The 18830-nt window shown below is 72.5% G+C and carries 17 protein-coding genes and 1 riboswitch; of the genes, 12 read left to right on the top strand and 5 right to left on the bottom strand.

The annotated features are described in order from the left end of the window. Positions 1-17: 17 nt before the first annotated feature. Complete coding sequence (locus ACFYX4_RS37045) at positions 18-1730, top strand: flavin monoamine oxidase family protein (protein WP_389343420.1); 1713 nt, start codon at positions 18-20, stop codon at positions 1728-1730. Between the two features lie 12 nt (positions 1731-1742). Here ACFYX4_RS37045 and ACFYX4_RS37040 read toward each other — a convergent pair whose 3' ends face one another. Continuing rightward, a complete protein-coding gene (locus tag ACFYX4_RS37040; RefSeq protein WP_389343417.1) occupies positions 1743-2459 on the bottom strand; it encodes a DUF5995 family protein in 717 nt (238 codons plus the stop codon). A 142-nt stretch (positions 2460-2601) separates the two neighbouring features. On the opposite strand from ACFYX4_RS37040, the gene ACFYX4_RS37035 reads away from it, so the two are divergent. Then, on the top strand, positions 2602-3747 hold the full coding sequence (locus tag ACFYX4_RS37035; protein WP_389343462.1) for a glycoside hydrolase family 6 protein: 1146 nt from the start codon (positions 2602-2604) through the stop codon (positions 3745-3747). Here ACFYX4_RS37035 and ACFYX4_RS37030 read toward each other — a convergent pair. Both ACFYX4_RS37030 and ACFYX4_RS37025 read right to left on the bottom strand, forming a co-directional pair. Continuing rightward, complete coding sequence (locus ACFYX4_RS37030) at positions 3729-5117, bottom strand: uracil-xanthine permease family protein (RefSeq protein ID WP_389343414.1); 1389 nt, start codon at positions 5115-5117, stop codon at positions 3729-3731. The genes ACFYX4_RS37035 and ACFYX4_RS37030 overlap by 19 nt on opposite strands. Before the next feature lie 254 nt (positions 5118-5371). Continuing rightward, entirely contained in the window at positions 5372-6583 is a 1212-nt protein-coding gene (locus ACFYX4_RS37025; RefSeq protein WP_389343411.1) for an MFS transporter, read from the bottom strand. Positions 6584-6705: 122 nt separating this feature from the next. Between ACFYX4_RS37025 and ACFYX4_RS37020 the strand changes: the two genes are divergently transcribed. The 10 genes from ACFYX4_RS37020 to ACFYX4_RS36975 all read left to right on the top strand — a co-directional run bounded on the left by ACFYX4_RS37020 (position 6706) and on the right by ACFYX4_RS36975 (position 15799). After that, positions 6706-7926, top strand: coding sequence for an ROK family transcriptional regulator (locus ACFYX4_RS37020; protein WP_389343408.1), 1221 nt, complete (start codon positions 6706-6708; stop codon positions 7924-7926). A 199-nt stretch (positions 7927-8125) separates the two neighbouring features. Next, a riboswitch (FMN riboswitch) is annotated at positions 8126-8256 on the top strand. Between the two features lie 147 nt (positions 8257-8403). After that, on the top strand, positions 8404-9033 hold the full coding sequence (locus ACFYX4_RS37015; protein ID WP_389343405.1) for a riboflavin synthase: 630 nt from the start codon (positions 8404-8406) through the stop codon (positions 9031-9033). Next, positions 9030-9671, top strand: coding sequence for a nicotinamide riboside transporter PnuC (locus ACFYX4_RS37010; RefSeq protein WP_389343402.1), 642 nt, complete (start codon positions 9030-9032; stop codon positions 9669-9671). The genes ACFYX4_RS37015 and ACFYX4_RS37010 overlap by 4 nt, the downstream gene beginning before the upstream one ends. Beyond that, complete coding sequence (locus ACFYX4_RS37005) at positions 9668-10957, top strand: bifunctional 3,4-dihydroxy-2-butanone-4-phosphate synthase/GTP cyclohydrolase II (RefSeq protein WP_389343399.1); 1290 nt, start codon at positions 9668-9670, stop codon at positions 10955-10957. The genes ACFYX4_RS37010 and ACFYX4_RS37005 overlap by 4 nt, the downstream gene beginning before the upstream one ends. A gap of 26 nt (positions 10958-10983) precedes the next feature. Beyond that, the gene (ribH, locus tag ACFYX4_RS37000; protein WP_389343396.1) at positions 10984-11469 is read left to right on the top strand and encodes a 6,7-dimethyl-8-ribityllumazine synthase; all 486 of its coding nucleotides are present in this window, start codon (positions 10984-10986) and stop codon (positions 11467-11469) included. A 34-nt stretch (positions 11470-11503) separates the two neighbouring features. Then, complete coding sequence (locus ACFYX4_RS36995; RefSeq protein ID WP_389343393.1) at positions 11504-11776, top strand: phosphoribosyl-ATP diphosphatase; 273 nt, start codon at positions 11504-11506, stop codon at positions 11774-11776. Between the two features lie 53 nt (positions 11777-11829). After that, positions 11830-12678, top strand: a complete 849-nt coding sequence (gene hisG / locus ACFYX4_RS36990; RefSeq protein WP_389343390.1) for an ATP phosphoribosyltransferase — start codon at positions 11830-11832, stop codon at positions 12676-12678. A 27-nt stretch (positions 12679-12705) separates the two neighbouring features. Then, on the top strand, positions 12706-13173 hold the full coding sequence (locus ACFYX4_RS36985) for a PH domain-containing protein (RefSeq protein WP_389343387.1): 468 nt from the start codon (positions 12706-12708) through the stop codon (positions 13171-13173). A gap of 200 nt (positions 13174-13373) precedes the next feature. Continuing rightward, positions 13374-14699, top strand: coding sequence for a hemolysin family protein (locus ACFYX4_RS36980; protein ID WP_389343384.1), 1326 nt, complete (start codon positions 13374-13376; stop codon positions 14697-14699). Continuing rightward, entirely contained in the window at positions 14696-15799 is a 1104-nt protein-coding gene (locus ACFYX4_RS36975; RefSeq protein WP_389343381.1) for a hemolysin family protein, read from the top strand. Before ACFYX4_RS36980 ends, ACFYX4_RS36975 begins: the two co-directional genes overlap by 4 nt. Positions 15800-15826: 27 nt before the next feature. Here ACFYX4_RS36975 and ACFYX4_RS36970 read toward each other — a convergent pair whose 3' ends face one another. Further along, positions 15827-17692, bottom strand: a complete 1866-nt coding sequence (locus ACFYX4_RS36970) for an AAA family ATPase (protein ID WP_389343378.1) — start codon at positions 17690-17692, stop codon at positions 15827-15829. Between the two features lie 442 nt (positions 17693-18134). Beyond that, entirely contained in the window at positions 18135-18788 is a 654-nt protein-coding gene (locus ACFYX4_RS36965) for a uridine kinase (protein ID WP_389343375.1), read from the bottom strand. Between the last annotated feature and the right edge of the window lie 42 nt (positions 18789-18830).

Below are 18830 nucleotides of genomic sequence, written 5' to 3'. Positions count from 1 at the left end.
CAAGGAGTCCGCACCCCATGACGTCCACGGTGCCCAACGCCGTCGAGCACACCGACGAGCAGCAGCCGCCGATCACCATGTTCGGCCCGGACTTCCCGTACGCGTACGACGACTTCCTCGCCCATCCGGCGGGGCTCGGCCAGATCCCGGCGACCGAGCACGGCGCCGAGGTCGCGGTCATCGGCGGCGGGCTGTCCGGCATCGTGGCCGCGTACGAGCTGATGAAGATGGGCCTCAAGCCGGTCGTCTACGAGGCCGACCGCATCGGCGGCCGGCTGCGCACCGTCGGCTTCGAGGGCTGCGACCCGTCGCTCACCGCCGAGATGGGCGCGATGCGCTTCCCGCCGTCCTCCACCGCCCTCCAGCACTACATCGACCTGGTGGGCCTGGAGACCCGGCCGTTCCCCAACCCCCTTGCCGAGACCACGCCTTCGACCGTCGTCGACCTCAAGGGCGAGTCCCACTACGCCGAGACGATCGACGACCTCCCGCAGGTCTACCGGGACGTCGCCGCGGCCTGGGCGAAGTGCCTCGAAGAGGGCGCCGACTTCACCGACATGAACCGCGCCCTGCGGGAGCGGGACGTGCCGCGCATCCGCGAGATCTGGGCGAAGCTCGTCGAGAAGCTCGACAACCAGACCTTCTACGGCTTCCTCTGCGACTCCGAGGCGTTCCGGTCGTTCCGCCACCGCGAGATCTTCGGCCAGGTCGGCTTCGGCACCGGCGGCTGGGACACCGACTTCCCCAACTCCATCCTGGAGATCCTGCGCGTCGTCTACACCGAGGCCGACGACCACCACCGCGGCATCGTCGGCGGCAGCCAGCAGCTCCCGCTGCGGCTGTGGGAGCGCGAGCCGGAGAAGATCGTCCACTGGCCGTACGGCACCTCGCTGGCGAGCCTGCACGAGGGCGGCGAGCCCCGCCCCGCCGTGACCCGGCTGCACCGCACCGCCGGCAACCGGATCACGGTGACGGACGCGAACGGCGACATCCGCACCTACCGGGCGGCGATCTTCACCGCGCAGTCCTGGATGCTGCTGTCGAAGATCGCCTGCGACGACTCGCTCTTCCCGATCGACCACTGGACGGCGATCGAGCGCACCCACTACATGGAGTCCAGCAAGCTCTTCGTCCCGGTGGACCGGCCCTTCTGGCTGGACAAGGCCGTCGACGACAGGGGAAACCCCACGGGCCGGGACGTCATGTCGATGACGCTCACCGACCGTATGACGCGCGGGACTTACCTCCTCGACGACGGTCCGGACAAGCCCGCCGTGATCTGCCTGTCCTACACCTGGTGCGACGACAGCCTGAAGTGGCTGCCGCTGTCCGCGAACGAGCGGATGGAGGTCATGCTGAAGTCGCTCGGCGAGATCTATCCGAACGTCGACATCCGGTCGCACGTCATCGGCAACCCGGTGACGGTCTCCTGGGAGAACGAGCCCTACTTCATGGGCGCGTTCAAGGCCAACCTGCCCGGCCACTACCGCTACCAGCGGCGCCTGTTCACCCACTTCATGCAGGACCGGCTCCCCGAGGACAAGCGCGGCATCTTCCTCGCCGGCGACGACATCTCCTGGACCGCCGGCTGGGCCGAGGGCGCCGTGCAGACCGCGCTGAACGCGGTGTGGGGCGTCATGCACCACTTCGACGGGTCGACGGACGCCGCCAACCCGGGCCCGGGCGACCTGTACGACGAGATCGCCCCGGTCGAGCTGCCCGAGGACTGAGAGGCACGGACGCTAACGGCCCCACGCGGGCAGCGGCGTCAGCAGCATGCGGCCCGCGAAGCCGACCGCCGCGTCCAGGCGGTCGGTGAACTCCTCGGCGACGTCCGGGAGTCCGCGCAGGGCCCACAGCGCGCGGGCCGCCGACCAGGTGGCCTCGCGGGCGCGCTCCAGGCTCCAGGCGCCGAGGAGATGGGTGAGCGGATCGGCGATCTGGAGGAGATCGGGACCCGGCATCAGCTCTTCGCGGATGCGCTCCTCCAGCGCGCCGAGGAGATCGCCCACGCGGTCGAACTCGTCCTCCAGGTCAGCCGGTTCGCAGCCGAGGCTACGGCAGGCGTCCACGACGGCGAGCGCGAGGTCGTGCCCGATGTGCGCGTTGATGCCCGAGAGCGCGAACTGAAGCGGACGTACGCCGGGATGGCGGCGCAACTGGAACAGCGGGCGCCAGCAGGCCGGCGGACGGCGGTCGAGAGCGGCCGCGTCGACCGCCGCGAGGTAGCGCTCCGCGAACCGTACGTCCAGCGTGACGGCGGCGACGGGGTCGGTGAAGCGGCCCGCGTCGACCCGCCGGTCGACCTCCTCCGTCACGGCGAGGTAGACGCGGTTGAACACCGCGACCCCGTCCCCCTGTGGCAGGGCCGCGTCAAGGTCGCGCATTCGGGCGAGGACCCCGTCGAGGGCGGCGGAGGCGGCAGGGACGGGTGGGACGAACTGCTCCAAGTGCGGCATGGGGGAAGGGTCCCAGCCCTAGGCTGACTCGGGCGTCGGCGGGCCCGGTGCTTCCCCGGAACGGGGGACGTGTCCGTCGCGCGGGAGGGGGAGCAGCGCAGTGCGAGTACCGCGAGAGCGGCGGGGCGTCCGGCGGGGCGTGCTGATCGCCGTCGCCTCGGGCGCCGTCGCCCTGGCCGCCGCGGCCGGGCTGGTGTCGGCGACGGGCGACGGGAGCGGGACGGACGACGGCCGCCGGGGGCGGGCGGGCGAGCGGGTCCGGCAGGAGGCGAGCGGCGTCCCGGCGTCCGCCTCGGCTTCCGCTTCCGCGTCCCCGACGGCGTCGGTGTCGCCGTCCGCCGTGAGCGGGAGTCCCACGGCCGGCCCGACCGCCACGCCCACGCCGACCGTGCCGCCCGGCCGGAGCGAGCGGCGGGCCGCCGCGTCGGCCGCCGGGCTCTACCGCCATCCTCAGTCCCAGGTCCTGGACTGGGTGCGGGCCAATCCCCGGGACGCGCGCCGCGCGGTCATCGAGTCCCGGATCGCGAGTCGGCCGGCCGCGGTGTGGTTCGCCGACTTCACGCCGGCCACGATCACCTCCCGGGTCCGCGCGGTCACCGCGGGGGCCGCCGCGCGGGGCCGGGTGCCGGTCCTCGTGCCGTACGCGATCCCCGACCGCGACTGCGGCGGGGCCTCCGGGGGCGGCGCGCCCGACCTGGGCTCCTACGACGCCTGGATCGACCGGTTCGCCGCCGGCCTCGGCTCGGGGGAGGTCGTCGTCATCCTGGAGCCGGACGCGATCGCCTACGCCGACTGCCTCTCGGCGGGGCGACGGGCAGACCGGTTCGCCTCGCTGGCCCGCGCGGGCCGCGTCCTGACGGCGGCGAACCCCCGGGCGCGCGTCTACTACGACGCCGGCCACTCGCACTGGAACGCGCCGGCGAAGCAGGCGGCGCTGCTCAGGCAGGCGGGCGCGGCCTCCGCCTCCTCCGCCGGGATCTTCAGCAACGTCTCCAACTTCCAGCGCACCGCCGACGAGGTCGCCTACGACCGGAGGGTGCTCGCCGCGCTCGGCGGCCCGCCGGGCCTCGGCGCGGTCGTCGACACCAGCCGCAACGGCAACGGCGCGCCCGCCGACGGCCAGTGGTGCGACCCGGACGGCCGCACGGTCGGCCGCGCCCCCACCCTCGCCACCGGCCAGGACCGCGTCGACGCCTACCTGTGGGTGAAGCTGCCGGGCGAGTCCGACGGCTGCAAGGGGACGGCGGGCGCCTTCAGCCCGTCGTACGCCTACGAGTTGGCGCGCTGACCGTCGTCGTAGGAACTGGCGCCCTCGTCCAGCAGGGGCTGCCCGGTCGTGAGATGGGCGGGGGCGAAGGCGCGCAGCGCGTGGTAGCCGACGATGACGACGAGGGTGCCGAGGGCGATGCCGCTGAGGGAGAAGGTGTCGCCGAACGTCATCGTGACGTCGCCGATGCCGATGATGATGCCCGCGGCGGCCGGGACCAGGTTCAGCGGGTTGCGCAGGTCGACCTTCGCGTTGATCCAGATCTGGGCGCCCAGCAGGCCGATCATGCCGTACAGGATGACGGTGATCCCGCCGAGGACCCCGCCCGGGATCGCGGCCACCACCGCGCCGAACTTGGGGCACAGGCCGAAGAGCAGCGCGAAGCCGGCGGCGGCCCAGTAGGCGGCGGTCGAGTAGACGCGGGTCGCGGCCATCACGCCGATGTTCTCGGAGTACGTGGTGTTGGGCGGGCCGCCGACGGCGGTGGACAGCACCGAGCCGAGTCCGTCGGCGGAGATCGCCGTGCCGAGCTTGTCGTCGAGCGGGTCGCCGGTCATCTCGCCGACCGCCTTGACGTGCCCGGCGTTCTCCGCGACCAGGGCGATGACGACGGGGAGCGCGACGAGGATCGCCGACCACTCGAAGCTCGGCCCGTGGAAGGCGGGCAGGCCGATCCAGTCGGCCTGGCCGACCGCGGAGAGGTCCAGCCGCCAGTGGTCGGTGACCTTGCCGCTGGCGTCCGCCGAGTGGATCATGCCGAAGATCCGGTCGAACGCCCAGGAGACGCCGTATCCGAACACCAGGCCGAGGAAGATCGCGATACGGGACCAGAAGCCGCGCAGACAGACGACGGCCAGCGCGGTGAACGACATCACCAGCAGGGCCGTCCACTGGTCCTGCGGCCAGTAGGTGGACGCGGTCACCGGGGCGAGGTTGAAGCCGATCAGCATCACGACCGCGCCGGTCACGATCGGCGGCATCGCGGCGTGGATGATCCGCGCGCCGAAGCGCTGCACGGCCAGCCCCACCAGGAACAGCGCCACGCCCACCACGAGCACCGCCCCGGTGACGGTGGCGCTGGTGCCGCCCTGGGCGCGGATGACGGCCGCCACGCCCACGAACGACAGCGAACAGCCGAGGTAGCTGGGCACCCGGCCGCGGGTGGCGAGCAGGAAGATCACGGTGGCGACGCCCGACATCATGATCGCGAGGTTCGGGTCGAGCCCCATCAGGACGGGCGCGACGAACGACGCGCCGAACATGGCGACCACGTGCTGCGCGCCCAGCCCGACCGTGCGGGGCCAGGAGAGCCGCTCGTCGGGGCGGACCACCGCGCCGGGCGCGGGACTCCGGCCGTCGCCGTGCAGTTTCCAGCCGACGCCAAGATCCATGGTGCGGTTCGCTTTCGTGCGGGTGCGGATGTCCGGCCCATTCTCACGTGAAAACGGAACCTGCCCGACCGCTTGCCGCCGGGACGGCCGCCAGGCGATCGTCCGCAGCCCCCGGCGAGGCCGTCAGGACGACCCCCGCAGCCCCCGGCGAGACCGTCAGGACGACCCCCGCAGCCCCCGGCGAGACCGTCAGACGCCCGCTCGCAGCCCCCGGCGAGGCCGTACCGCGACCGCCCGCAGCCCCGGCGAGACCCTCAGGAGCGCGGGCCGGGCACCGTCTCGCTCCGCGCGGCGGACTGCGCGGGCGTCCGCTCGCCCCCGCGCAGCACGCCCGCGAACCCCACGAGCGCGAAGGCCAGCACGGTCACCACGCCGAACGACACCACCAGGCTCGACAGCTGCGCCACCCCGCCGATCAGACTCGGCGCGATCAGACCGGAGGTGTACGTGATGGTCGCGACGCCCGCGATGGCCTGGCTGGGGTTGGGCCCGCTGCGCCCGGCCGCCGCGAAGCAGAGCGGGACCACGACGGCGATGCCGAGGCCCATCAGCCCGAACCCGCCCGTGACCACCGCCGGGTGGCCGCCGAACACGATCAGCAGCCCGCCCAGCGTGGCCAGCACACCGCCCGCCCGGACCGTGCGCACCGCGCCGAACCGGTTCACCACCGCGTCGCCCGCGATCCGGGCCACCGCCATGGTGAGCATGAAGCCCGTCGTGCAGGCCGCGGCGACGGCGGCCGAGGAGGCGAGCTGGTCGCGCAGATAGACCGCCGACCAGTCCAGGGCGGCGCCCTCCGCGAACACCGCGCAGAACCCGACCGCGCCGATCAGCAGCGCCGAACGCGGCGGCAGCGCGAACCGCGGCGGCGGCTCCTCGTCCTCCGTGGGCCGCAGGTCGAACACCCAGCGGCAGGCCACCAGGCCGAGCACGGTGAGGACGGCCGCCGCCAGCGCGTGATGCACGCGCGCGTCCGCGCCGAGATGGGCCGCGAGCGTTCCGCCCGCCGAGCCGATCAGCGCGCCCGCGCTCCACATGCCGTGCAGCCCGGACATGATCGACTTGTCGAGCAGCCGCTCGACCTCCACGCCCAGGGCGTTCATGGCGACGTCGGCCATGCCGGCGCTGGCCCCGTAGACGAACATCGCCAGGCAGAGCGTGAGCAGGTTCGGCGCGAGCGCGGGCAGCACCAGCGACAGCGTCCACATGGCCATCAGGCCGCGCAGGGCGGCGCGGCTGCCGAAGGTGTGGCTGATCCGGCCGGCCAGCGGCATGGAGCAGGAGGCGCCGAACGCCGTGAAGGCCAGCGCGAAGCCGAGCTGTCCGGCGCTCACCGAGGAGTGGTCCTGGATCCAGGGCACCCGGGTGGCGAAGGAGCCGGTGACCGCGCCGTGCACGGCGAAGACGGCGGCCACGGCGTACCGGGCCCGCCGCACTTCCGCGGGTGCGTAGGTCACTTCGCTCATGCTCGCCGTCCCCTCTCCGTTCGGACTCCCGATCGGTGCCGCCGTAAACTATCAGGAAGCCTGCCTGATAAATAGAGCGCCATTCGGACTCAAGCCTCGGCTCCCCGTGGGAGGATCCCCGCATGCCCGCATCCCCGAGCACCGCCCGGGCCATCAACGACCGGCTCGCACTGCGGCTGCTTCAGGACGAAGGCCCGCTGACGGCGGGGCAGTTGAAGGAGCTCACCGGACTGTCCCGGCCGACGGTCGCCGACCTCGTCGAACGCCTCGCCGCCTCCGGCCTGATCGAGGTCGTCGGCGAGACCGGCGCGCAGCGGCGCGGCCCCAACGCCAAGCTGTACGGCATCGTCGCCGACCGTGCGCAGCTCGCGGCGCTGGACGTGCGCACGGAGGGCGTCACGGTGGTCGTGTCCGACCTGCTCGGCCGGGTCCTCGCCGAGGCGTCCGCGCCGATCGGGGACGACGCCGGCACGGGGCCCGCCGTGGAGCAGGCGGTGGCGTTGGTCGAGCGGGCGGTGAAGGAGGCCGGCGCCGACCGGCTGCACACCGTCGGCATCGGCGCGCCCGGTCTGATCGACCCCGCGAGCGGCGAACTGCGGGACTCCTCCGGCCTGCCCGCCTGGCACCGCCGGCTGGTCGCCGCCCTCCAGGAACGGCTTCCGCAGGCCCGCGTCAGCGTCGAGAACGAGACCAACCTCGCCGCCCTGGCCGAGCGGCACGCGGGCGCGGCCCGGGACCGCGACACCTTCGTCCTGCTCTGGCTGGGCCACGGCACCGGCGCGGCCGTCGTGCTGGACGGCGTCCTGTGCAGGGGCGCCTCCGGCGGCGCCGGCGAGATCGGCTTCCTCCCGGTCCCCGGCACCCGCGCCCTCCCGTCGGCGACGGACTGCGAGGGCGGCTTCCACAGCCTGGCGGGCTCGGCGGCGATCGTGGCGCTGGCGGGGGAGCACGGGCTGGAGGCGTCCGACGCGCGGGCGCGGGCTTCGGGCGGTCGGCTGTCCGGTGAGCCCGAGGCCGCCGGATTCGTGCGGGCGGCGGTCGCGGACGGAGCCGGTGAAGGCGCGGCCCGTTTCCTCGACGTCCTCGCCGAGCGGCTCGCCATCGGCGTCGCCTCGGTCGTCGCCGTGCTCGATCCGGGGTGTGTCGTCCTCGGCGGCGAGGTCGGGCAGGCGGGCGGAGAGGTGCTCGCCGCCCGGGTGGCGGAGCGGCTGCGGCGGATGGCGCCGCCGCCCACCGAGGTGCGGCCCGGCGCCCTGGGCGGTGGCGCGGTGCTGCACGGCGCGCTGCTCACGGCACGTCAGTCCGCCCAGAGCGAGTTGTTCGGCACCCCCGACGCGCGCTGAACGACCCGTCCGAGGCCGCGCTCCAGGGGCCCCGACGGCGGGCAAGGGCCGTCGTCACCGCCGCCGGGACCGTACCCGCCGACCCTAAGAGGACTAGACCAGTGCGTCAACAGGTACGGACCAATCCCTGTGAGGCACCCCACATTCTTCACCCGTATGGACGCCGATCAGGCGTGGCACACTGACCCTGTACCTAAAGCAGCGCACTCCGGGGTCGGTGAAAGTCCGAACCGGCGGTTACAGTCCGCGACCCGGTCGCTTCCAGCGGCCGGTTGACCAGGTGGAATTCCTGGACCGACGGTTAAAGTCCGGATGGGAGGCAGTGCGCGGCGGGCGGGCATTCGTGCGCGCCGCCGTATACGTACTCGTCCGCGGACGAGTCTGTCCGGCGTCGCCCCCGGTGTCCTCGCCCGTACTTTCTGTCGTCCTCGACAGGCCCCGGAGTCCGTGCCCGAATGAGGCAGGAGGACCCGGGAAGTGTTCACCGGAATCGTCGAAGAGCTGGGTGAGGTCACCGCCGTCGAGAACCTCGGCGACGCCTCCCGCTTCCGGCTGCGCGGCCCCGTCGTCACCGACGGCGCGAAGCACGGCGACTCCATCGCCGTGAACGGGGTCTGTCTCACCGTCGTCGAACACGAGGGCGACGAGTTCACCGCCGACGTCATGGCGGAGACCCTCACCCGCTCCAGCCTCGGCGCCCTCGCCGTCGGCTCCCGGGTCAACCTCGAACGCCCCACCGCCGTGGGCGCGCGCCTCGGCGGGCACATCGTGCAGGGCCATGTCGACGGCACCGGCGAGGTGCTGGAGCGCAAGCCGTCCGAGCACTGGGAGATCGTCAAGGTCTCGCTCCCCGCCGGCCTCTCGCGGTACGTCGTCGAGAAGGGCTCCATCACCGTCGACGGCATCAGCCTCACCGTCGTCGACGCCGGCGACGACTACTTCACCGTCAGCCTCATCCCCACCACCCTCGCCCTGACCACGCTCGGCGCCAAGCAGCCCGGCGACCCGGTCAACCTCGAAGTGGACATCGTCGCCAAGTACGTCGAGCGGCTGATGTCCGGTCAGGGCGGTCAGGGCGGTCAGGCAGGACAGGGGGCCACCCGGTGAACTGGCTCAACTCCGAGGCCTTCACCCTCCTCGACCAGCACATCCTCTGGTCGGACATGATCGGCAACATCTTCGGTCTGGCCGCCCTCGCCCTCGGCTGGCGCCGCTCCCTGTGGACCTGGCCCGTCCAGTTCCTCTCCGGCCTGATCCTGTTCGGCGCCTTCTTCGGCCACCTCACCGGCAGCGCCGGCAAGCAGGCCGTCGTCATGGCCGTCGCCCTGTACGGCTGGTGGCAGTGGAACCGCGACAAGGGCCGCAGCGAGGACGGCCACATCGCCCCCCGCTTCGCCACCTGGACCGAGCGCGCCGCCATGGTCGCCGCCGCGGCCGCCGGCACCGTCGCCGTCGCCCTCCTCTTCAAGGCCTACCCGACCCTGTCCTGGGACCCCTGGCCCGACGCCTACATCTTCGTCGGCACCATCGTCGCCATGTACGCCCAGGCCCGCGGCATGGTCGAGTTCTGGTTCGCCTGGCTCCTCGTCGACCTCGTCGGCGTCCCCCTCAACTTCGCCAACGGCTACGCCTTCTCCGGCTTCGTCTACGTCATCTACGGCGCGCTCGTCCTGTGGGGCATGCGCGACTGGTGGCTGCGCTCCCGCAAGGGACCGCGGCCCGCTCTGGAAGGAGCGCCGGCATGAGTACGGCACCGATCCTGTACACCGCCGACGGCGTCGAGGACTTCACGCTCGACCCGATCGAGCAGGCCGTCGCCGACATCGCGGCCGGCCGCCCCGTCGTCGTCGTCGACGACGAGGACCGGGAGAACGAGGGCGACCTCGTCATCGCCGCCGAGAAGGCCACCCCCGAGATCGTCGCCTTCATGATGAGCGAGTGCCGCGGCCTGATCTGCGCCCCCATGGAGGGCGACGAACTCGACCGCCTCCAGCTCCCGCAGATGGTCGCCGACAACACCGAGTCGATGAAGACCGCCTTCACCGTCTCCGTCGACGCCTCCGCCGCGCACGGCGTGACCACCGGCATCTCCGCCTCCGACCGCGCCACCACCCTCCAGCTCCTCGCGAGCGGCGCCGCCGAACCGGCCGACCTCGTCCGCCCCGGCCATGTCTTCCCGCTGCGCGCCAAGCCCGGCGGGGTCCTGGTCCGCGACGGCCACACCGAGGCCGCCGTCGACCTCGCCCGGCTCGCCGGACTGCGCCCGGCCGGCGCGATCGTCGAGATCGCCGGCGAGGACGGCCGGATGCTGCGGCTGCCCGAACTGATCCCCTTCGCCCGCAAGCACGGCCTGACGATCATCTCCATCGAGGACCTGATCGCCTACCGCCGCAGCGCCGAGCCCACCGTCCGCCGCGAGGCCGAGACCCGACTGCCCACCGTGCACGGCACGTTCACCGCGTACGGCTACCGCTCCACCGTCGACGGCGTCGAGCACGTCGCCCTCGTCCACGGCGACATCGGCGACGGCGAGGACGTCCTCGTCCGCGTCCACTCCGAATGCCTCACCGGGGACGTCTTCGGCTCCGCCCGCTGCGACTGCGGCCCCCAGCTCGACGCCTCGCTGGAGCGCATCCAGGCCGAGGGCCGGGGAGCCGTCGTCTACCTGCGCGGGCACGAGGGCCGCGGCATCGGCCTGCTGTCCAAGCTGCGGGCCTACGAACTCCAGGAACAGGGCCACGACACCCTCGACGCCAACCTGGAACTCGGCCTGCCCGCCGACGCCCGGGACTACGCGGCCGGCGCGCAGATCCTGGAGGACCTCGGGGTGCGCAGCGTCCGCCTGATGACCAACAACCCCGAGAAGACCGACGCGCTCGTCCGGCACGGCCTCGAGGTGAGCGCGCGCGAGCCGATGCCCGTGCAGGCGGGCGAGCACAACATCCGCTACCTGCGCACCAAGCGCGACCGGATGGGACACGACCTGCCCTGGCTGGACACGGCCCCCGTGTCCCCCTGCGGCAACCAGTAAGACGAACACCTAGGAGACACGAGAACGTGAGCGGCAAGGGCGCACCCGAACTGTCCGTACGCAATGTGGGCGACCTCAGGGTCGCCGTCATCGCGGCCCAGTGGCACGAGAAGGTGATGGACGGACTGGTCGACGGCGCCCTGCGCGCCCTGCACGACCTGGGCATCGACGAGCCGACCCTGCTGCGGGTCCCCGGCAGCTGGGAGCTCCCGGTCGTCGCCAAGGTCCTCGCCGGCCGCGGCTACGACGCGATCGTCGCCCTCGGCGTCGTCATCCGCGGCGGCACCCCCCACTTCGAGTACGTGTGCCAGGGCGTCACCCAGGGCCTCACCCAGGTCTCCGTCGAGACCGGCGTCCCCGTCGGCTTCGGCGTCCTCACCTGCGACACCGAGGAGCAGGCCCTGGACCGGGCCGGCATCGAGGGCTCCCACGAGGACAAGGGCCACGAGGCGGTGACGGCGGCGGTGGCGACCGCGGCCACCCTGCGCTCAGTATCCGAACCCTGGCGATAGGGCCGACGGCATTACGGCTAGGGTGGGCAGCACCATGTCCAAGAAGACGTTCGAGGAGCTCTTCGTCGAGCTCCAGCAGAAGGCCGCCACCGGCGACCCCGCCACTTCCCGCACCGCCGAACTGGTCGAGAAGGGCGTCCATGCCATCGGCAAGAAGGTCGTCGAAGAGGCCGCCGAGGTCTGGATGGCCGCCGAGTACGAGGGCAAGGACGCGGCCGCCGAGGAGATCTCGCAACTGCTGTACCACGTCCAGGTGATGATGGTCGCCCGCGGGATCTCCCTCGACGACGTCTACGCCCACCTCTGAGCCGTACCCCCACCTGTCTCCCCGACGAAGACGAACCGAAGGAAGCTCGCCTCATGCTGCGCATCGCCATCCCCAACAAGGGTTCCCTGTCCGGCCCTGCGGGGGAGATGCTGCATGAGGCCGGCTACCAGCAGCGCCGCGAGTCCAAGGAACTGCGGATCGTCGACCCGGGCAACGAGGTCGAGTTCTTCTACCTCCGCCCCCGCGACATCGCGATCTACGTCTCCTCCGGCCGCCTCGACATCGGCATCACCGGCCGCGACCTGCTCATCGACTCCGGCGCCGACGCCGAGGAGATCCTCCCCCTCGGCTTCGCCCGCTCCACCTTCCGCTACGCCACCAAGCCCGGCACCGCGAAGGGCGTCGAGGACCTCGCCGGCATGACGGTCGCCACCTCCTACGAGGGCATCGTCGCCGGGCACCTCGCCGACAGCGGCATCGACGCCTCCGTCGTCCACCTCGACGGCGCCGTCGAGACCGCCATCGAACTCGGCGTCGCCGAGGTCATCGCGGACGTCGTCGAGACCGGCACCTCGCTGCGCAACGCCGGCCTGGAGGTCATCGGCGAGCCCATCATGAAGTCCGAGGCCGTCGTCATCCGCCGCACCGGCGCCGACGCCGACGACCCCAAGGTGCAGCAGTTCCTGCGCCGCCTCCAGGGCGTCCTGGTCGCCCGGACGTACGTGATGATGGACTACGACTGCCGCGTCGAGCAGTTGGAGAAGGCCGTCGCGCTGACCCCGGGCCTGGAGTCGCCGACCGTCTCCCCGCTGCACAACGAGGGCTGGGTCGCCGTCCGCGCCATGGTCCCCGCCAAGGAGGCGCAGCGCATCATGGACGACCTGTACGAGATCGGCGCCCGCGCCATCCTCACCACGGCCATCCACGCCTGCCGTCTCTGACCCGAGGGACCCGAGGGATACGCAGCGATGTCCGACCAGCCCGCCCTCCCCGTCACCTTCCGGCCCGGCCGCACCCGTGTGGTGCTGCTCACGGCCGGCGTGACGATCTTCGTCGTGATCTCCGCGATCGCGCTGCTCCTGGAGCAGCTCGGCCCCGGCGAGCGGCTCAGTTTCGTCGTCACCGGAGCGCTCATCTTCTGGGTGCTGGCTCAGCTCGCCCGGGTGCGCGTCGTCGCCGACGACTCCGGCGTCACCGTGGTGAACATCGCGAGCCGCAGGCGTCTGGCCTGGGCGGAGATCGTCCAGGTGAACCTCCGTCCGGGCGATCCCTGGGTGTTCCTGAACCTCAGCGACGGCACCAGCCTGCCCGCGCTCGGCATCCAGCCGGGCATCGCCAAGCAGCAGGCCATCGCCGACGCGCGCGCCCTGCGGGCCCTCGTGGAGCACCGCTCCGTGCGCGACCCCGAGCGGGGCTCCGGGCAGGATCAGGGCTGACTCGGGGCCGTCCGCCCTGCCGCAAAACCGCCTGTCTTGATTAATCTGGTGACGGAGGCGTTCCCCTTTCGCCTCCGCCCCTGGGGTGCCCGGCCGGGCGCACAGGGGTTCCTGCTACCCGAGGAGTGACCCTCTCCGGCGATGGACGGTTCGTCCTGTAGTACCTGCGCCGCCCCCTCCGACGTGGAGGCGGCGGCATCATGACCACCCCCCTGCTGCTCCTGGCAGCCGCGTTCCTGCTCATCCTCGCCAACGGATTCTTCGTGGCCGCCGAGTTCGGCCTCGTGACCGTGGAGCGCCCGGACGCCGAGAAGGCCGCCGCCGAGGGCGACCGACGGGCCCGTACCGTCGTCGAGTCGCTCAAGGAGCTGTCCTTCCAGCTCTCCGGCACCCAGCTCGGCATCACCATCACCTCGCTGGTCGTCGGCATGCTCGCCGAACCCGCGCTCGCCGAGCTGCTCGACGGGCCCGTCACCGCGATCGGCGTCCCCGACGGGGCCGTCTCCGGCGTCGCCGTCGCCGTCGGCATGCTGCTGGCGTCCGCCGTGCAGATGGTGATCGGCGAACTCGTGCCGAAGAACTGGGCGGTGTCCAAGCCGATGCAGGTCGCGCGCTTCGTCGCCGGCCCGCAGCATGTGTTCGCCCGGCTGTTCCGGCCGGTCATCGCCGGCCTCAACGCCGTCGCCAACCGGCTCGTGCGCGCCCTGGGCGTCGAGCCCGCCGAGGAACTGGCCTCCGCCCGCACCCCCGGTGAGCTCGTCTCCCTGGCCCGCCACTCCGCCCGGGCCGGCGCCCTGGAACAGGACACGGCCGACCTCTTCGTACGGACCCTGTCCCTGGCCGAGCTGACCGCGCAGCACGTCATGACCCCGCGGGTGAAGGTCAGCGCCCTCCAGGCGTCGGCCACCGCCGAGGACGTGGTCAACCTGACCCGCGCCACCGGCCTCTCCCGCTTCCCCGTCTACCGCGAGAAGATCGACGAGGTCGTCGGCATGGTCCATCTCAAGGACGCCCTGGCCGTCCCCGTCCATGACCGGCTGCGCACCCCGGCCGGCCGGATCGCCCGCCCGGCGCTGCTCGTCCCCGAGACCCTGCCCGTCCAGCCGCTGCTGGCCCGGCTGCGCAGCGAGCAGCCCATCGCCGTCGTCGTCGACGAGTACGGCGGCACGGCCGGCGTGGTCACCCTGGAGGACATCGTCGAGGAGATCGTCGGCGAGGTCCGCGACGAGCACGACGGGCTGGACACGCCCGAACTCGCCGCCGCCCCGCCCGAGGACGGCAGGCCCGCCTGGGACGCCGACGGCAGCTGCCGCGTCGACATCCTCCGGCGCATAGGCCTGGAAGTGCCCGAGGGACCGTACGAGACGGTCGCCGGGCTCGTCGCCGACCTGCTCGGCCGGATCCCCGCCGTCGGCGACCGCACCGAGCTGCCCGGCTGGCGGCTGTCGGTGCGCCGCGTCGGCCACTACCGGGCCGAACGGGTCCGGCTGGTGCGCACCGGCGTGGTCGTGGAGGTCGCCCGATGAGCGTCCTCCAACTCGCCTTCGCGGGCCTTCTCGTGCTCGCGAACGGCTTCTTCGTCGGCGCCGAGTTCGCGCTCGTCTCGGTCCGCCGCAGCCAGATCGAACCCCTCGGCACCGCGCGGGCCCGCCAGGTCCTCTACGGCCTGGAGCGCCTGCCGCAGATGATGGCCGCGGCCCAGTTCGGCATCACCGTCTGCTCCCTCACCCTGGGCGCGGTCGCCGAGCCGACGGTGGCGCATCTGCTGGAGCCCGTCTTCGAGTGGGTCCAGCTGCCGCACGGCGTGATCCACCCGCTGACCTACGTCATCGCCCTCGCGGCGGTGGTCTTCTTCCATCTCGTCATCGGCGAGATGCTCCCGAAGAACCTCGCCATGGCGGCCCCCGAGAAGGTCGCGCTGTGGCTCAGCCCCGGCCTGGTCTGGTTCGCACGTCTGTGCCGGCCGATCACCGTCGCCCTCGGCGCCTGCGCCCAGGCCATCCTGCGGCTCTTCCGCGTCGAGCCGAAGGACGAGGTCGAGGCCGTCTTCACCAGCGAGCAGCTCAACCGGCTGGTGGAGGACGCCGGCCAGGCCGGTCTGCTCGACCCGGAGGAGCAGGAGCGGCTGGAGGACGCGCTCGAACTGGGCTCCCGCCCGGTGACGGACGTGCTCCTGAAGCGGGAGTCCCTGGTGACGGTCAGCCCGTCGGTCACCCCCGGCGAGATCGTCCGGCTGACCGCCCGCACCGGCTACTCCCGCTTCCCCGTCGCCGCGGAGACCGGCGCCTTCATGGGCTATCTGCATGTGAAGGACGTCCTCGACCTGGAGGAGTCGGACCGGGCCGTGCCCCAGCAGGTGTGGCGCCCGATGACGAAACTCCGCTCGGACCTGCCGCTCGACGACGCGCTGACCGTCATGCGCCGGGCGGCCACCCACCTCGCCCAGGTGGCGGACGGCTCGGGCCGGGTGCTGGGGCTGGCGGCCCTGGAGGACGTGCTGGAGTTGCTGGTGGGCGAGGTCACCGACCCGGCGCACCGGGCGGCGCCGGAGGTCGAGGCCGAGATCAGGGTGACGGACCCGCAGCCGCAGCTGACCGGCGAGCCGGCGCAGGCGCTGGCCACGTAGCCGACCGCCCGCAGGCCCGGAGGGGCGCTACATCCCCGAAGGGTCCTGCGGGCTCCGGCCCGAGAGCACCTCTCCGTACGCCTGCATCAGATCCGGCAGCCGCAAAGTCGACAAGTCGTCCCGCGACAGCATTCCCGGGTAGGTCGACAACCGCAGATCCCGGTAGGCGCAGCTCTTCTCGTACAGCGTGCGCAGGAACCGCCCGTTGCCCAGCTCGTCGATCCACCCCTGGTCGACGACGTGCCCCGCGATGGAGCGCAGCTCGTCCAGCGCCTCCTCGTCCCACACGTCCCCGTTCTCCGCCGCGAGCACCTCGCCGATCGAGGTCAGCTCCAGCGGACGGTAGGACGGGAAGTCGACCCGGGTCGTGAAGCGGGACGACAGCCCCGGGTTCGCGGTCAGCAGCCGGTCCATCCCCTCCGGATAGCCGGCCAGGATCACCACCAGATGGTCCCGGTTGTCCTCGGCCCGCTTCAGCAGCACCTGGAGGGCCTCGTCCCCGTACGCGTCGCCCTTGCCGTAACCGGAGTTGGACAGGGAGTACGCCTCGTCGACGAAGAGCACGCCCCCGAGCGCGGAGTCGATCAGCTCGTTGGCCTTCACGGCGGTCTGACCGAGGTACTCGCCGACCAGATCGGCCCGCTGGGCCTCCACGAGGTGGTCGCCGCCCAGCAGACCGAGGGCGTAGAAGACCCGGCCGAGGATGCGGGCCACCGTGGTCTTGCCGGTGCCGGACGGACCGGAGAAGACGAAGTGCCGTTTCGGCGGCTGCACCGGAAGCCCCTGCCCGGCCCGCAGCCGCGCCATGTTGAGCTGCGCCGACAACGCCTTGACCTGCCGTTTCACCGGCTCCAAGCCCACCATGCGCTCCAGTTCGGCGAGCGCCTCCTCCAGCAGCACCGGGTCGGTGGGGCCGGCGGGCAGCGTCGGGGCGCCGATCGTCCGGGCGCGCACCGCCGGATCGGTCACCGACGGCAGCGGGCCGACGGGCGGCAGGTCGGCGGGCTCCGGGAGCCTCAGGTCCCGGCCCTCCGTGCCGAACAGCGGATCCAGGCCGTCCGGTCCGTCCCCGGCGTCCTGCCCGATACCGGTCAGCGTGATCGCGGCGAGGTCGGCGGGATCGTCGTAGCCGTCGCCCTCGGCGATCGCGGCGAGACGGGCGGAGGTGTCCATGAACGCCGGGTCCACGCGGTGCACGGCCCGGTAGAGGGGGAGGGCCGCCGCGGAGCGGCCGGTGCCCTCGTGGGCGCGGGCCAGCCAGTACCGCAGCTCCTTGCGCTGCGGCTGTTCGCTGCGACAGCGCATCAGCGCCGCCGACAGCAGCGGTTCGGCCTGCCCGTACATCTCCAGCCGGACCCGGGCCATCCCGCCGAACAGGCCGGCCTCGATGCCGAGCAGCGGATCGTCCAGCAGCGGGTCGGTGTGCCGGACGAGCTGCTCCCAGTCCTTGACCAGGTAGGCGCGGCAGGCGTGCAGAAAGCGGACCTGGTGGTCGGTGTCGACGGGCGGGAGCCCGGCGAGCGCCCGGTCCAGCTCGGGCACATGGCGGCCGTCCAGCCAGTGCGAGGCGTGCGCGAGCAGTAGATCGCGGGGGCTCTCCAGCACCGGTTGCACCCACCAGCCCAGCCAGTACCAGGAGTTGAGGGTGCGGCGGTGCCGGGTGCGCTGCTCGCCGAAGCGATCCCGGTGGCGGAACATGCGCAACAGCGCGGTCGTCGTGTCGACGCGCAGCGCGTGCAGTCCCAGCCAGCCGTCGGCCATGCCGGGGTCGATCCGCACGGCGGTCCGGAACTCCTCCTCCGCCTGCGGATACGCGCCCATGGTGTAGGCGTCCACGCCGCGCAGCCAGGCCAGGTCGGCCGGGGCCTCGGGGCCCTGCGTGCCGAAGTCCATCACGTCCCCCACAGACCGTGCCCCCGTCGGTGTGCCGCCGGACCGTCGCCCGCCGGCTGCCATGGTCGAACCGCTGTGCCGCGGACCGGAGTTGCCAGGTGCGCACAGCAGTTGCCCCAGGTCGCACCGAGGGCATCGTACCTGCGCGGGCGTCGCCCGCCGTAGGGTGCCGCACGGGCCGTCGGGCGAGGCGGAAGCAGAGGGGGCGCATGACGGCACGGTGACCCTGAGTGAGGGCATTGCGTCACATCGCGTTCAAACGACGCCGCCGAAGCGGCTTTTGAGCAGAACGAAGCCCCCGATCACGGGGGAACAACCGGGGGCTTCGCGTCTGCGGGGCGGCTTCGATTGCCGCACATTCAGAACGTAAGTCCTGCCCCGGCCGCCGGTCAAGCCGCGTCGGAGCACTTGGCGAAGTTCGGACGCAAGGACCTTCACAGGTTCACCACATCGCAGGCGGGCCCTCACGGTGCGTGACGTCGCGGTCCGGACCAAGTCGTCCCGACGGCCCCGGCAGCACCTCGTATCCCTGCCCCAACTGCCGTACCAGCAAGTCGGCATGGGGCCGCGAAGGATCCTCGGCGACATGACGGAGTTCGGCGTCGACCCATCCGTCCCAGAACTCGCGCTGTTCCTCCCCGTCCCGTGAGCGGCCCCGGGCCCAGGCCTCCTCGCGCGGCACCTCCATCCACAGCAGCTGCGCCAGATACGGCCGCAGCGCGCGGCGGCCCGCGCCGACGCCCTCGATCAGGACCACGGGGGCCGGCGGCAGCGGGCGGGGCGAGGCGAAGCCGCGGGCGCGCCAGTCGTAGGGGGAGTAGTGCGCCGTCTCGCCCCGGCCGAGCGGCTCGATCACCTCGGTCAGCAGACGCGCGGTCCACGAGAACAGCTCGTCGTGGCTGGCGATGTCGTCGAGGTGCAGGACCGGCGCGCCGCCGAGGGCATCGGCCAGCCGTCCGGCGAAGGTGGACTTCCCCGAACCGGCGTGCCCGTCCACGCCGACGAGACGGACGGGGCCGCAGGACGGCGGAAGGCGGCGGAGCCGGGCGGCGAGCTGGTCGATGACGGGCTCCTGGGAGGGGTGTGCGGTGGCCACGCGAGGGGATGTCGGGTGGCCCTGCGAGGAGATGTCCGGTGG

The sequence above is a fragment of the Streptomyces sp. NPDC002328 genome (genome assembly GCF_042890065.1).
GTDB lineage: Bacteria > Actinomycetota > Actinomycetes > Streptomycetales > Streptomycetaceae > Streptomyces.
Note: the sequence above shows the minus strand (reverse complement) of the source record. Positions and strands in the feature narration are given on the sequence as shown.

Excerpts from the sequence above, each read along its gene's own strand:
- ACFYX4_RS36995 (WP_389343393.1), top strand. The coding sequence starts at position 11,504 with ATGTCCAAGAAGACGTTCGAGGAGCTCTTCGTCGAGCTCCAGCAGAAG.
- ACFYX4_RS36975 (WP_389343381.1), top strand. The coding sequence starts at position 14,696 with ATGAGCGTCCTCCAACTCGCCTTCGCGGGCCTTCTCGTGCTCGCGAAC.
- ACFYX4_RS37045 (WP_389343420.1), top strand. The coding sequence starts at position 18 with ATGACGTCCACGGTGCCCAACGCCGTCGAGCACACCGACGAGCAGCAG.
- ACFYX4_RS37030 (WP_389343414.1), bottom strand. The coding sequence starts at position 5,117 with ATGGATCTTGGCGTCGGCTGGAAACTGCACGGCGACGGCCGGAGTCCC.
- hisG (WP_389343390.1), top strand. The coding sequence starts at position 11,830 with ATGCTGCGCATCGCCATCCCCAACAAGGGTTCCCTGTCCGGCCCTGCG.
- ACFYX4_RS37025 (WP_389343411.1), bottom strand. The coding sequence starts at position 6,583 with ATGAGCGAAGTGACCTACGCACCCGCGGAAGTGCGGCGGGCCCGGTAC.
- ACFYX4_RS36970 (WP_389343378.1), bottom strand. The coding sequence starts at position 17,692 with ATGGACTTCGGCACGCAGGGCCCCGAGGCCCCGGCCGACCTGGCCTGG.
- ACFYX4_RS36980 (WP_389343384.1), top strand. The coding sequence starts at position 13,374 with ATGACCACCCCCCTGCTGCTCCTGGCAGCCGCGTTCCTGCTCATCCTC.
- ACFYX4_RS36985 (WP_389343387.1), top strand. The coding sequence starts at position 12,706 with ATGTCCGACCAGCCCGCCCTCCCCGTCACCTTCCGGCCCGGCCGCACC.
- ACFYX4_RS37020 (WP_389343408.1), top strand. The coding sequence starts at position 6,706 with ATGCCCGCATCCCCGAGCACCGCCCGGGCCATCAACGACCGGCTCGCA.
- ACFYX4_RS37005 (WP_389343399.1), top strand. The coding sequence starts at position 9,668 with ATGAGTACGGCACCGATCCTGTACACCGCCGACGGCGTCGAGGACTTC.
- ACFYX4_RS37040 (WP_389343417.1), bottom strand. The coding sequence starts at position 2,459 with ATGCCGCACTTGGAGCAGTTCGTCCCACCCGTCCCTGCCGCCTCCGCC.